This window comes from Streptacidiphilus sp. ASG 303, assembly GCF_020991365.1.
GTDB lineage: Bacteria > Actinomycetota > Actinomycetes > Streptomycetales > Streptomycetaceae > Peterkaempfera.
In genome coordinates, this window is sequence record NZ_JAJLRA010000013.1 from 117464 (window position 1) to 130443 (window position 12980).

Annotated in this window: 10 protein-coding genes; 1 reads left to right on the top strand and 9 read right to left on the bottom strand. The window is 76.5% G+C overall.

Annotation, left to right across the window (positions count from 1 at the left end):
• Positions 1-8 precede the first annotated feature (8 nt).
• The 7 genes from LO771_RS18100 to LO771_RS18130 form a co-directional block, all read right to left on the bottom strand.
• Positions 9-1841 (bottom strand): FAD-dependent oxidoreductase, encoded by a 1833-nt coding sequence (locus LO771_RS18100; protein WP_308188933.1) that lies wholly within the window; start codon positions 1839-1841, stop codon positions 9-11.
• Entirely contained in the window at positions 1838-3508 is a 1671-nt protein-coding gene (locus LO771_RS18105; protein ID WP_230653676.1) for a DUF4127 family protein, read from the bottom strand. The genes LO771_RS18100 and LO771_RS18105 overlap by 4 nt, the downstream gene beginning before the upstream one ends.
• Entirely contained in the window at positions 3505-4554 is a 1050-nt protein-coding gene (locus tag LO771_RS18110) for an ROK family protein (RefSeq protein ID WP_230653679.1), read from the bottom strand. The genes LO771_RS18105 and LO771_RS18110 overlap by 4 nt, the downstream gene beginning before the upstream one ends.
• Positions 4551-5360: a GntR family transcriptional regulator gene (locus tag LO771_RS18115; protein WP_230653682.1), complete on the bottom strand. Its 810-nt coding sequence runs from the start codon at positions 5358-5360 to the stop codon at positions 4551-4553. Before LO771_RS18115 ends, LO771_RS18110 begins: the two co-directional genes overlap by 4 nt.
• Entirely contained in the window at positions 5357-6301 is a 945-nt protein-coding gene (locus LO771_RS18120) for a carbohydrate ABC transporter permease (RefSeq protein WP_230653685.1), read from the bottom strand. The genes LO771_RS18115 and LO771_RS18120 overlap by 4 nt, the downstream gene beginning before the upstream one ends.
• Positions 6298-7176 (bottom strand): carbohydrate ABC transporter permease, encoded by an 879-nt coding sequence (locus LO771_RS18125; protein WP_230653688.1) that lies wholly within the window; start codon positions 7174-7176, stop codon positions 6298-6300. The genes LO771_RS18120 and LO771_RS18125 overlap by 4 nt, the downstream gene beginning before the upstream one ends.
• A gap of 98 nt (positions 7177-7274) precedes the next feature.
• Positions 7275-8594, bottom strand: coding sequence for an ABC transporter substrate-binding protein (locus LO771_RS18130; RefSeq protein ID WP_230653690.1), 1320 nt, complete (start codon positions 8592-8594; stop codon positions 7275-7277).
• Positions 8595-8907: 313 nt separating this feature from the next.
• On the opposite strand from LO771_RS18130, the gene LO771_RS18135 reads away from it, so the two are divergent.
• Positions 8908-10236: a DUF3370 family protein gene (locus LO771_RS18135; protein WP_230653692.1), complete on the top strand. Its 1329-nt coding sequence runs from the start codon at positions 8908-8910 to the stop codon at positions 10234-10236.
• A gap of 83 nt (positions 10237-10319) precedes the next feature.
• On the opposite strand, the gene LO771_RS18140 is transcribed toward LO771_RS18135, so the two are convergent.
• Both LO771_RS18140 and LO771_RS18145 read right to left on the bottom strand, forming a co-directional pair.
• Positions 10320-12161, bottom strand: coding sequence for a glycoside hydrolase family 15 protein (locus LO771_RS18140; RefSeq protein WP_230653695.1), 1842 nt, complete (start codon positions 12159-12161; stop codon positions 10320-10322).
• Between the two features lie 150 nt (positions 12162-12311).
• Complete coding sequence (locus LO771_RS18145) at positions 12312-12737, bottom strand: PPOX class F420-dependent oxidoreductase (protein ID WP_230653697.1); 426 nt, start codon at positions 12735-12737, stop codon at positions 12312-12314.
• Between the last annotated feature and the right edge of the window lie 243 nt (positions 12738-12980).

The window sequence follows — 12980 nt, forward strand, 5'->3', positions numbered from 1 at the left end:
TGCCTTTCTCAGCTGCGGGCACTGCGGTCCAGTGCCCGGTCCACGGCCGTCCCGAGGGCGGCGGTGACGTCCCGCCAGGTGGAGCCGGGGGCCGCCGGTCCGGCGGACGCGGCGGCACCGGGCGCGAGCCGCTCGGCGGCGGCGGCCAGGGCCCGCAGGTCGGCACCGGTGGCGGGCTCGTCCGGGAGGGCGTCGAGGGTGCCGGTCCGCGGACCGGCGAGGCCGCCCGCTGCGGCGAGCAGGTGGGCGGAGGGGAAGAGGGGGTCGTCGGACGCGACGTCGAGCAGCCAGGCGAGGGGGACGCCGTCGCGGGCGAGGGTGCGCTGCAGCAGGGCGCGTTCGCGGGGGTCGGCGACGACGCGGGCGGGGCCGGTGCCGCGTCCGGCGGCGTGCGCGGCCAGCGCCCCGGCGGCCTCGCCGACCGCCCACTCGCCGTGGTGGACCCGGTAGGCGGCCGCGGCGACCTGGGTGGCGGCGAGGTTCTTGGCGGCGGCCAGCAGGTTGGCGGGGGTGTCGGCGACGAGGGCGGAGAGCGGCACCTGGAACGGCGCGGTGGGCGCGTACGCGGACTGCGGGTGCCCGACCCGGGCGTGCAGGTCGAGGTGGTACCAGGCGACGCCGGCGCCGTCGTGCCGGTGGGCTGCGCGGGCCTGCCCGGGGACGGGCAGCAGGTCCTGCTCGCGCACGGGGCGGTCGGTGAGCAGCCGCCGGGACTCGCGGACGTAGGGCTCGGCGGCCAGGCCGTCGGGGGTGCCCGCGGCGGCCGGGGCCAGGCGCAGGCCGGGGTAGCCGCGGCCGGAGCCGTCGTCACGGGGGCACTCGGTCTGCAGCCAGTGGAGGAAGGCGAGGGAGAGGGCGCGGGCCTCGGCGCGGGCGCGGCGGGGCTCGTGGATCAGGGAGGCGTCGGCGTAGTCGTTGCCGGCCCAGTTGACCAGGGCGGTGTCGCGGCCGCCGAGCAGGGCGCCGTCGCGCAGCCGCCGGTAGGTCCAGAACGGCGGGTGGCCGTCGGGGCCGTCGGCGAACATGCGGTAGCGGTGGAGGCGGTCGTCCCAGCCGGCGATCTCCAGGGTGAAGGGCTGGGAGTCGCGCCAGCGCCGGTAGCCCGCGGGGCGGGGGACGGTGTGGTCCTCCCCCGGGCGGTGCTCGACGGCGAAGCCGACGGTGCAGGACTGCACGGCGTGCGGCTGCGGGCCGCCGGGCAGGGCGAGGCCCTCGCCGTGGGCGTCGCGGCCCTCGGAGCCGACGGTCCAGGGGGCGCCGGCGAGGGGCAGCAGCTCACCGGTCTCGGTGGCGTCGCAGAAGACGTCGGCGGCGAGGGCGAGACGGCCGTCCGCCCCGGCGGGGCCGTCCTGCGGCCCCGGGCGGTCCGGGGCGGTCGCGGGCGGGGGGGCCTCGGCCAGGTGGACCTCGGCGAGGCGGTCCCCGTCGCGCCGCGCCGCGTACGGGCGGACGCCGGTGAGGACGCGCAGCCGGCCGGCGGCGACGTGGGGGGCGAGCAGGTCGGCGAGGGCCTGCTCGGCGGCGGCGGGTTCGAAGCACAGGCGGCTCACCCAGCCGCCGCCCGGGTTGGCCAGGCCGCCGTAGCGGGAGCGGACGAGGGTGCGGAACTCCCGGTAGGAGGCGGACACGCCGCCCTGCTCGACGTGGGGGTGCTCGTCGAGGGCGGGGACGAGCTGCGAGGTGACCTGGCCGCCGAGCACGGGCTGGTCGCAGGTGAGCACGACGGTGCGCCCGGCCCGGGCGGCGGCGAGGGCGGCGGCGACACCGCCGAGGCCGCCGCCGACGACGGCGACGTCGGCGGTCAGGGTGCGGGACGGCCTGCCGTCCTGACGGTTCGTCACTCCTGCTCCTCGGCCGGACGTGCGCCGGCCGCGGGGCCGGTGGCGGTGACGGGGACGGCGGTGACCGGGACGTCGGCGGTGGCCGGGACGGCGGCGGCGCCCTGCGTGAGGGCGAAGTCGACCTCGAAGGTGCGGTTCCACGGCAGCACGACGGACCGGGGGTCCACGGCCAGGCCGCCGAAGCCGGGCAGCCGGTCGCGGCAGGCGGCGAGGTCGGCGGCGACGGCGGCGAGCACGGGGTGGTCCGCCGGGACGCGGTCGTGGCGGGCGGGGTCGCTGCCGAGGGCGGCACGGGCCCGGCCGCGGGCGGACGCCATGTACCCCCAGTCCTCCAGGAGGCGGTGGAGCAGGAGCCTGCGGTGGGCGTCCGCGTCGAAGCGGCCGGTGCGGCGCGCGGCGACGGCGGCCACCGTGTGCGCGGCCACGGTGCCGAGGGTGTTGCCGGCGGTGTTCCAGCCCGCGTAGGAGGTGAGCCGCTCCAGGACGCCCTCGGCGGCGAGCGCCGCGACCAGGGCCGGGTCGGCGCCGTTGGGCTGGGCGCAGTCGGCGACGGCGACGGCGTGGCCCCCGTCCAGCAGGCGGGCGGCGCGGGCGGCCAGGGCGGCGGACGGGGCCGGGTCGGTGGCGGCGGGCGGCGCGACGGCCCAGTCGCCGGCCCCGTCGGGGGTGTGCACGAGGAGGACGGCGTCCGGGGCGGGCCCCTCCGGGGCGACGGCGGTCGCCCCGCACGCCTCCAGCTGGCGGGCGGCGGTCGTGCCGACGGGCACGTTCTCGTACGGGGCGGTGCGCCGCAGTCCGGCGGGGTCGACGGCCTCGACGCGCACGACCACCGGTCCCCCGCCGAGGAGGCCGAGGAGGGTGCGGGCGACGAGCGCGGTGCAGGCCTCGTCGGCGCCGGGGCGGACCGCGACGCGGCCGCGCAGGCCGAGCCAGTCCGCCCACCGGTCGAGCCAGTGCAGCTCCGCGGTGGCCAGGCCGTGGGGGGCGGTGTCGTCGGCGCCGACGACGAGGGAGCGGACGGTGCCGTCGGCGGCCAGTTCCAGGGCGGCGAGGTTGACGGCGTGGTTGCGCAGCCGCCGGGTGAGGAAGTCGGCGCGGACCTCCGGCGGCACACGGCCGGCGGCGTCCCGGGCCTCGGCGGCGGCGCCCGCCTCCCCGTCCGCGGCGCGGTGCAGGGCGGCGGAGAGCCGGTGGAGGTCCGGGCCGTGGGGGTCCCAGTAGGCGGGCTCCTCCATGGCGTCGGCGGAGTCGGGGGTGCGGGTGACGAGCGTGACCGCGTGGACGGGGGTGCCGCGGGCGGCGAGCGCGCGCAGGGGCTCCCAGGCGGCGGTGGCGGAGGCGACCGTCGCCGGCCGGGTGCGGGAGGCGATGAGTCCGCCGTGGCCGAGGGTCTCCAGGGACACCACGGCGGCGTCGGCGTCCGTGGCGGCGAGCCAGGAGCCGAGCGCGGCGGGGTCGCCGGGGCGGCGCAGCGCGGGGAGGGCGGCGGCGGGCGGCAGCAGCAGGTCGGCGCCGGCCACGGCGGCGACCATGCGGGGCAGCGCGGTGCAGGCGGGGCGCTCGTCGAGGGGGACGAGGGCGATCCGGGGCCTGCCGCCGGGGCGCTGGACCGTGGCGTGCGGGGCGGCGGTGTACGGGGCGGTGGGGCGGCCGGGGCCGGCGGTCACGCGGTGGCTCCGTTCGGGTGGGCGGGAACGGCGTCGGCGGGTGCGCCGGGAGCGGCGGGGGCGGGGTCCGCGAGGGCGGCGCGGGCCTCGGCCGCCGCGCCGAGGAGGACGGCGTCCGCGTCCAGCACCGACTGCACGACCGGGACCGCGCGCAGCAGCGGCAGGGTGTGCCGGGCCAGGGCGGAGCGCAGGGCGTCCGCGTACCATGGCCCGGCGGCCAGGACGCCGCCGCCGAGCACGACGACGTCCGGGTCGAGGACGGCGACCACCCCGGCCAGGGCCGTGCCCAGGGCCTCGCCGCCGGCGCGCAGCACGCCGGCCGCGGCGGGGTCGCCGTCGCGGGCCAGCCGGGCCGCCGCGCGCAGGTCGGGCACCGGCAGGCCGGGCCGCAGCCGCCGGACCCCGGCGGCCATCGCGGGCCCGGAGGCCAGCGCCTCCACGTGGCCGTCGCGCCCGCAGGGGCAGGGCCGGCCCTCCGCGCCGGGGACGGGGACGTGGCCGAGGTGGCCCGCGGCCCCGGACGCGCCCCGCAGGACGCGCCCGCCGACGGCGACGGCGCCGCCGATGCCGGTCCCGGCCATCGCGGCGACGGCGAGGTACGCGCCGCGGGCGGCCCCGGCGGCGGCCTCGCCGGCCAGGAACGCCTGGACGTCGCCGAGGACCGTGGCGGGGACGCCGAGCGCCTCCTCGAACCGGTCGGCGACCGCGGTCCCGGCCCAGCCGGGGAGGGCGGAGGTCGCCGCGGCGACCGTGCGGCCGTCGGGGCCGACGACGCCCGCCGTGCCGACGCCGGCGGCGGCCGGGGCGGCCGCACCGCGGTCGGCCGCGGCGTCGCGGACGGCGCGGGCCAGGCGCAGCGCGGTGGCGAGGACGGCGTCGGGGCCGTCCTGCGCCGGGGTGGGCGCGGCCGCCCGGGCGGCGATGCGGTGGCCGGGGAGGACGGCGGCGGCCGTGGTCGTGGTGCCGCCGATGTCGACGGCGAGCACGGGGACGGGCGGGGGGACGGGGCGGGCGGGTGCGGGCGCGGAGGGGTCCGCGGGGTTCATGTGCGGCGCTCCCGGGTGATGGTGAGGCGGAAGTCGTACCGGTCGGCGCGGTAGAGGCTGACGGCGCGCTCGACGGCGCGGCCGCGGCCGTCGCGGGTGACCCGCTCGACGTGCAGGGCGGGGAACTGCGGCGGCACGTGCAGCAGTGCGGCCTGCCGGGCGTCGACGACGGTGGCGCGGACGGTCTGCTCGGCGCTCTCGGGTGCGGACCCGGCCCGCTCCAGCCACCCGTACAGGGAGCCGGGGTCGCCGTGCTCCAGCAGTCCGGGCACGAGCTGCTCGGGCAGCCAGACGTTCTCCAGGCACATCGGCTCACCGTCGGCGGTGCGCAGCCGCTCCAGGTGCACCAGGGGCGCGCCGGGCTCGACGAACAGGTCGCGGGCGTTGGTGACGTCGGCGTGGACGCGCTCCAGGACGAGCAGCCGGCCGGCGGGGACCATGCGGCGCTCGCGGATGTCCTCCGAGAAGGAGGTCAGGCGCAGCGACTTGCTGATGGTCGCCGGTTCGGCGACGAAGGTGCCCGCGCCCTGGACGCGGTAGATGCGGCCCTCCTGGCCGAGGCGCTCCACGGCGCGCCGCACGGTGACCCGGCTGACGTCGTAGCGCTGCATCAGCTCCCGCTCGCTGGGGAGCATCTGGTGCGGGCTGCCGGCCTCGACGAGGTCGAGCAGGGCGCGGCGCAGCACCTCGTGCTTGGGCTCGCGCGGAGCGTCCCGGTCCGGGGGCGCCGCCTCCGTGCCGGTGCCCGTGGCCGTGGCCGTGCCGGTGTCCGTACCGGTGCCGGTTCCCGTGTCCGTGGTGCTCATCCCTTGACCGCCCCCTCGCCTGCGCCTCGGAAGAAGAGCCGCTGCAGGGCGAAGAAGAGCGCGAGCAGCGGCACGACGGCCATCATCGTGCCCGCCGCGATCACCCGCTGGTCGTTGGTGAAGGTGCCGGACAGGTACTGGATGCCCACGGTCAGCGTGTAGTGGGCCGGGTCGGAGAGCACGACGAGCGGCCAGAGGAAGTCGTCCCAGGCGAAGACGAAGCTGAAGACGGCGACGGCGGCGAGGGTGCCGCGGGCCGACGGCAGGGCGATGCTCCGGAAGCGCTGCCACTCCCCCGCGCCGTCCAGGACGGCCGCCTCCTCGACCTCGGCGGGCAGCCGGCGGAAGGCGTTGCGCATGAGGAGCACCGACAGGCCGGAGGCGGCGAGCGGCAGCATGACGCCGAGCAGCGTGTCGGTGAGGTGCAGGGAGCGGGCCACCAGGAACTCGGAGACCATGATGCTCTCGAAGGGGATGATCATCGTGGCGAGGAAGACGCCGACGGCGACCGCCCGGCCGCGGAACCGCATCCGGGCGAGCGCGTACCCGGCCATGGACCCGAAGAGGCAGTTGGTGACGACGGAGCCGACGGCGACGACCAGGGAGTTCCCGGCGTACCGCAGGACAGGCACGGTGTCGAGGACCTCGCCGTAGTGGCGCAGCGTCGGGTGGTGGGGCACGAGCTGCGGCGGGTAGCCGAAGACCCGCTCGCCGTTGCCCTTGAGGGAGGTGGACAGCTGCCACAGGAAGGGGCCGACGGTGAGGACCAGCACGGCGGTGAGCAGCAGGTAGCGGACCGCGAGGCCGGCGGCGCGGCGCGCGCGGCGCGGGTCGCGGGTGCGGGGGGCCGGTCCGGGGGCGGCACCGGCGGTCCGGTCGTCGGCGGAGGCGGAGGCGGGTGCGGACGCCGATGCGGCGGCCCCGGTGTGCAGGGACGTCATGCGCGCTCCTCCCGGGTGTTGAGGCGGGTGACGGCGACCGACAGGCCGAGGGTGCCGAGGAAGAGGACGAGGCTCATCGCGGAGGCGTAGCCGGCCTCGCCGCCGAGGCCGAGGCCGGTCTCGCGGATGGTGTAGACGAGGGTGCGGGCCTCGCCGCCCGGTCCGGCGGTGCCGCTGCTGAGGGTGAAGACCTCCGCGAAGACCTTGGCGCCGGCGATGGCCGACAGGGTGGCGACCAGCACCATGGTGGGCCGGACCAGCGGCAGGGTGACGCTGCGGAAGCGGCGCACGGGGCCCGCGCCGTCGACCTCGGCGGCCTCCAGCAGCGACCGGGGGACGTTGGCGAGGGCGGCGAGGTAGACGACCATGTAGTAGCCCAGGCCCTTCCACACGGTCATGGCCATGGAGCCGAGGAGCAGCATCCGGGCGTCGGTGAGGAAGGGCAGCGGCGCGTCCACCAGGTGCAGTCCGCGCAGCAGGGAGTTGACGAGGCCGTCGCTGGACAGCAGCCACGACCAGATCAGGCCCGCGACCACCATCGAGGCGACGACCGGCGAGTAGAAGACGGCGCGGAAGAAGCCGATGCCGGCGACCCGGCGCTGGACGAGCACGGCGAGCAGCAGCGGCAGCACGACCATGCAGGGCACCACGACGGCGACGTAGAGGGCGGTGTTCCGCACCGAGAGCCAGAAGTCGGGGTCGTGCGCGAGCCGGACGTAGTTGTGCAGCCCGGTGAAGGTGCCTCCGCCCAGGGTGCTGGCGTCGGTGAAGGACAGCACGACGGTGTTGGCGAAGGGGACGAGGAAGAAGGCCGTGGCGACGGCCAGCGCCGGGGTGAGGAAGAGCCAGGGGACGTACCAGCGGCGGCCGGTCACGGATGCCTCCTTGTCCTGCGGGAGCAGGGGGTCTCGGGAGCGCGGGGGCCGCGGGCCGGGAGCGGTGCGCGCCCGGCCCGGCGGCGGTCCTGCGCGGGTCAGCCGGCGGCGCCGGTGATGCGGTTCGCGGCGTCGACGGCCTCGTCGAGCGCCTTCTGCGGCGCCAGGCGGCCCTGGAGGGCGAGCTGGACCTTGCCGATGACGGCGGCGGTCACGCGGGCGTCGTACTGGACGGGCACCAGGTTCTTCGCGCGGGCGATCTGCTCGGCGGAGATCCGGCGGGCCTTCGCCTCGGGCGAGCCGTCGCCGGCGGCGGTGAAGTACGGGTCCTTGAGGGAGGAGAGGGTGCTGGGCAGGATCGTCACGATCTTGCTGAAGGCGAGCTGGTTCTGCGCGTTGGACAGGTACTTGGCGAAGTCCAGGGCGGTGGCGCGGTTCTTGCTGCTCTTCGGGACCATCAGACCCATGACGGACATGTTGACGGCGCCGTCGGGGCCGGTGATCTGGGGGCCGACACCCGTGTCGGCGGCGATGTCGGCGGCGTTCTGCTTGACGACGGCGAGGAAGTTCGGGCCCGAGGGGAAGAGGCCGATGCGCCCGGCCTGGTAGGCCTCGGTCTCCTTGCTGTGGTTCTGGGTGAGGGAGTCCTTCGGGAAGACGCCGCCCTTGTAGGCGTCCACCAGCTTCTGCAGGTAGGCGGCGGCCTCGGGGGTGTTGAAGGTCCACTTCTTCCCGGAGGCGTCCAGCAGGGGCACGCCCTGCTTGGCGAGGTCGGTGATGAACCGGTTCTCCAGGGCGGGGTGGATGCCGTAGAAGTCGCCGTGGCCCGCGTCGGAGAGCTTCCGGCCGTCGGCGAGCAGCTCGTCGAAGGTCGTCGGGGGCTTCTCGGGGTCCAGGCCGGCCTTCTGGAACAGCTTCTTGTTGTACATGGTGACCTCGGAGGTGAGGTACCACGGCAGGCCGAAGGAGCCGGTCCGGCCGGGGACGGCGAAGGCCTCCCACGCGCCGGGCACGTAGCCGGACTTCACGTCGGCCGCGGCCTGGTCCATGTCGACGAAGAGGCCCTTGGACTCCAGCGCCTGGGCGAACTGCGGGTTGAGGTTGACCACGTCGGGCAGCGCCCCGGCGGCGGCGTCGGCGGTGAGCTTCTCCTGGGCCCCCTCGAAGGGGATGTCCACCCACTTCACGGTGGTGCCGGGGTGGGACTTCTCGTAGGCCTTGACCACGCCGTTCATGTAGTCGGTGAACGTCGGCTTGAGCTGGAGGGTCTCCAGTGTGATGGTGCCGCCGACCTTCCCCCCGCCGGACGCGGCGCCCGTGTCGGTGGACGAGCCGTCGGAGCCGAGCCCGCACGCACTGCTGGCGAGGGCGACGGCGACGGCGGTGACGGCGAGGCGGACGCCTCTGCTGCTGGGCATGACTCTCCTACGGGCTGCGGGCGGGCAGAGCCTGACGGGCCGGGATGCGGCAAGTGGTAGTGACCACTTGGCGAGCAAGGTGCCAGGAGGTCCGCCGGTCCGTCAACCCTTCGTTCACCGGACGGACCGGCAGGGGCCTTTCGGGGAGGGACACTCCACCGCAAACCGGAGCACGACCGGCGGCCCGGCGGGGAATTCCGGTCGGACCGCTTCCCGGGACGACGCACCCCTGGTATCTACCTCTTGGCTCCGATGGACGCCGCAGACCGCCGACGCACCCGCTCGGACGGCTCCCGGACACGAGGAGAGCTCCATGACCCGCGGTTCCACCCCCTCCCGCAGGACCCTGCTGGGGCTCGCCCCCGCCCTCCTGGCGGGCAGCGCCCTGCCGCTGGCCGCCGCCGGCACCAGCCGGGCCGCTGGTAGGGACCACTCACTGCCGGACCGGGCGGCCCGGCGCGCCGCCGCGTCGGCCGGGGCGGCCGACACGGTGATCGGCACCGACGCCTGGTCCGCGGGGACGCCCGCCGCACCCGGGCCCACCGTCCCGCGCGACCTGCTGCTCCAGCTGCCCGGCGGCCCCGGCGGCCCTGAGATGTTCGTCTCCAACAACCCCGAGACGTTCACCGGCCCCGGGTGGCTCGCCCAGTGCGGGCGCACCACCGCCAACCGCGGCGGCGCCGCCCACCCCCTCTCGGGCACCTTCCCGGTGTACCTGTATCACCAGAACAGGACCGGGGCCACGGCCTGGCTGCACGTCCTGGCGTCCAACCCCGGCACCGCGCCGGTCACGGTCAGCGCCCGCGGCTCGGTGTGGACCAACGCCGACAAGCCCCTCGTCCAGGACCCGGCCCAGCGCGCCGGCACCGGCCCCTGCTACGCCACCTCCCTCGACTGGGCCACCGGCTCGCTGCGCGACTACCTCGCGCCCACCTCCGTGGCCCCCCGCACCATGGTGGAGATCGCCCGCATACCGCTGACCTCGTCGATCGCCGACGGCCTGCTGGAGGTCACCGCGAGCGGCGGCGTGTACGTCTACACGGCGGCCACGGCGGACGGGAGCACCGCCGCCGCGATCAACTCCACCCAGCACGACGACCAGGCCGCCCCGGGCGACATCGCCTCCCAGACCGCCACCACCTACGGCCGCGAGGCGGGCGTCTACGCCGCCTCCCGCTGGGACACCGGCACGGTGGCCGTGGACGTCCCCGAGGCCGGCCGGTACCTCGGGCTGGCCGTCAACACCACCGTCCGGCAGCGGGCCGAGCTCGACCAGACGGTGCCGGCGACCGCCGCCCTCTCCGACTCCTCGCAGCGCAGCTGGGGCAACTACGGCATGCGGTACGCCGTCGCGCTGCGGCTGCGCAACCCCTCCGGGACGGCCCGCACGGTGGCGCTGACCTTCGGTTCGAACGTCACCGGCACCGTGGACGTGCCCGGCGACACCTGGAACGGCGCCGCGACGCTGCGGGTGGACGGCGGGACGGCCCAGGTGAGGACCGTCTACGTCCGGCCCACGGTGCCGCGCTGCGGCCTCGGCAGCTTCCTGCTCCCGGCGGGCGGGGAGACCCTGCTGGAGCTGGACTTCGAGGTGCCGGGCCTCATCACGGCGGGCTCGCAGCTGCTGCTGGAGAGCGTCTGAGGGTCCCCCGGCCGGGTCCCGGGGCGGCGCGCCGCCCCAGGACCCGGGCCGTCGCAGGTCCGGGCCGTCCCAGGGCCGGACTTTCACAGGGCCCGGTCGAGGGTGAAGGCGGCGCTGATGAGGGAGAGGTGGGTGAACGCCTGGGGGAAGTTGCCCTGCTGCTCGCCCGTGGGCCCGATCTCCTCCGCGTACAGGCCCAGGTGGTTGGCGTAGGTGAGCATCTTCTCGAAGGCGAGCCGGGCCTCGTCCAGGCGTCCGGCGCGGGCCAGCGCCTCGACGTACCAGAACGAGCAGATCGAGAAGGTGCCCTCCGCCCCCTGCAGTCCGTCGGGGCTGGCCTCCGGGTCGTAGCGGTACACGAGGGAGTCGGAGACCAGGTCCGCGGTGAGGGCGTCCAGGGTGGACAGCCAGCGGGGGTCGGTGGGCGACACGAACTTCGCCATCGGCATCATCAGCACCGCGGCGTCGAGGACGTCGCCGTCCAGGCACTGGACGAAGGCGCGGCGCTCCGGCGACCAGCCGCGCCGCATGATCTGGCGGTAGATCGCGTCGCGGCTCGCCATCCAGCGCAGGAGGTCGGCGGGCAGTCCGCGGCGCCGGGCGGTGCGCATGGCGCGTTCGAGCGCGACCCAGCACATGAGCCGCGAGTAGAGGAAGTCCCGGCGGCCGCCGCGGGTCTCCCAGACGCCCTCGTCGGGCTGGTCCCAGTGGTCGCAGACCCAGTCCGCCAGCAGGCAGACGTCCTCCCACTGGTCGCTGGAGATGGGCTGCCCCCACTTGTCGTAGAGGTAGACCGAGTCGATGAGGGCTCCGTAGATGTCCAGCTGCAGCTGGGAGGAGGCGTCGTTGCCGATGCGCACCGGGGCGGAGTCGAGGTGGCCCCGGAGGTGGGCGAGTTCGCGTTCGGGCAGGTCGCTGCGGCCGTCGATGCCGTACATGATCTTCAGCGGGCCGGAGGCGCCGCCGTCCTGCGCCTTGATGCGCTCGGAGAGGAAGCCCATGAACGCCTCGGCCTCGGCGGTGAACCCCAGCCTGAGCAGCGCGTACACGCAGAAGGCGGCGTCGCGGATCCACACGTACCGGTAGTCCCAGTTGCGCTCGCCGCCGATCCGCTCCGGCAGGCTGGTGGTGGGCGCGGCCACGATGGCGCCGGTCGGCGCGTAGGTCAGCAGCTTGAGGGTCAGCGCGGAGCGGTGCACCATCTCCCGCCACCGGCCGCGGTAGCGGGAGCCGGCGATCCAGCGCCGCCAGAAGTCGACCGTCTCCTCGAACGCGCGCTGCGCCTCCGCCTGCGGGCAGGCCCGGGGGACGACGTCGCCGCCGACGCGGTCCAGGGCGAAGACGGCGCACTCGCCCTCGGCCAGCTTGAAGCGGGAGTGGACGTCGGGCCCGTCGCAGTCCAGCGGCACGTCGGAGGTGAGCGCGAGCGACAGCGGAGAGGAGTGGAAGAGCACGTGGCCGGGTCCGAGCGCCTGGACGGTGTGCGGCTCGCTCCCGTAGCCGAACCGGGGGGCCACGCGCACCCGGAACGGCAGCGTGCCGCGCACGCACATCACCCGCCGGATGAGCCGGTGGCGGTCCACCTCGCCCGGCCGGTCGGTGACCGGCATGAAGTCCTGGACCTCGCCCACCCCGTCGGCGGCGAAGAAGCGCGTGATCAGCACGTTGGTGTCGGGGAAGTAGAACTGCCGGACCCGGGCGGGCAGGTCGGCGGCGAGCTCGAAGGAGCCGCCCCGCTCGGGGTCCAGGAGCGCCGCGAAGACGCTGGGGGCGTCGAAGCGCGGGCAGCAGTACCAGTCGATGGTGCCGTCGCTGCCCACCAGGGCGGTGGTCCTGAGGTCGCCGATCAGCCCGTGCTCGGCGATCGGCAGGCACCGGGGGCCGTCCGCCCCGGCGCCGGCACGTGGTGGGTCGTCCGTGGTCATCGCCCGGTCTCCCTGCGCCCCGCACGGCGGTCACGGGGCATCGGCCGCTTCCGGTTCGTTCCAGGGTAGCCCCGGCCGTCCGGACCCACCCGGCGGGCGGGCGGCCGGGCCCGCAGGGGCGGGCCGGGGCGCCGGGGGCGCCGGGCGGGGTCAGACGTCGCGGGCGTGGGGCGGGGCGAAGGCGCCGGTGTCGAGACCCCAGCCGAGGATGCGGCGCGGGGTGATGCGGATGAGCCCCTCGGTGAAGGCGGGCGGGAGGTCGGGGCTGCCCGGGGTGACGGCGGCGGCGACACCGCGGATCTCGACGCCGCGGGGGGACCAGGGGTCGGTCGAGGCGAGGTCGTCGACGACGAAGGAGACCCGCGGGTCGGCCTGGATGTTGCGGAACTTGCGGCTGGCGGCCAGGTGGAGGCCGCCGATGTCGATGGTGCCGAGGTCGGTGTTGACCGTGTAGGCGACGGGCCGGCTCTGGGGGGCGCCGTCCGGGCCCAGGGTGGCGAGCCTGCCCAGGCGCTGCCCCAGCAGGTACTCCTGCTCGGCCTCGGACCAGGGGGCGGCCGACGGGGTCTCGGTCATCTCGGTGCCTCTCCGGTGGCTGCACTGCCGGTCACGGCGTCCATCCTGCCGCGGGAGGGCCGGGAGCGCCCGTCGGGCTCCGGTCGCCGCGGTCCTGGACGGGCTCACCGGCTTCCGCCTCAGCGCCGCCGCCCGCCTCGTCGGACTCCTCCACCTCGTCACCGGCGTCCTCACCGGCGTCCTGCCCGTCCTGCCGCCCGGCTCCTGCCCGGGCGCGTCGCTGCGGCCCGCCCGCGGGATGTT

Excerpts from the sequence above, each read along its gene's own strand:
- LO771_RS18120 (WP_230653685.1), bottom strand. The coding sequence starts at position 6,301 with ATGACGTCCCTGCACACCGGGGCCGCCGCATCGGCGTCCGCACCCGCC.
- LO771_RS18115 (WP_230653682.1), bottom strand. The coding sequence starts at position 5,360 with ATGAGCACCACGGACACGGGAACCGGCACCGGTACGGACACCGGCACG.
- LO771_RS18130 (WP_230653690.1), bottom strand. The coding sequence starts at position 8,594 with ATGCCCAGCAGCAGAGGCGTCCGCCTCGCCGTCACCGCCGTCGCCGTC.
- LO771_RS18110 (WP_230653679.1), bottom strand. The coding sequence starts at position 4,554 with ATGAACCCCGCGGACCCCTCCGCGCCCGCACCCGCCCGCCCCGTCCCC.
- LO771_RS18145 (WP_230653697.1), bottom strand. The coding sequence starts at position 12,737 with ATGACCGAGACCCCGTCGGCCGCCCCCTGGTCCGAGGCCGAGCAGGAG.
- LO771_RS18140 (WP_230653695.1), bottom strand. The coding sequence starts at position 12,161 with ATGACCACGGACGACCCACCACGTGCCGGCGCCGGGGCGGACGGCCCC.
- LO771_RS18135 (WP_230653692.1), top strand. The coding sequence starts at position 8,908 with ATGACCCGCGGTTCCACCCCCTCCCGCAGGACCCTGCTGGGGCTCGCC.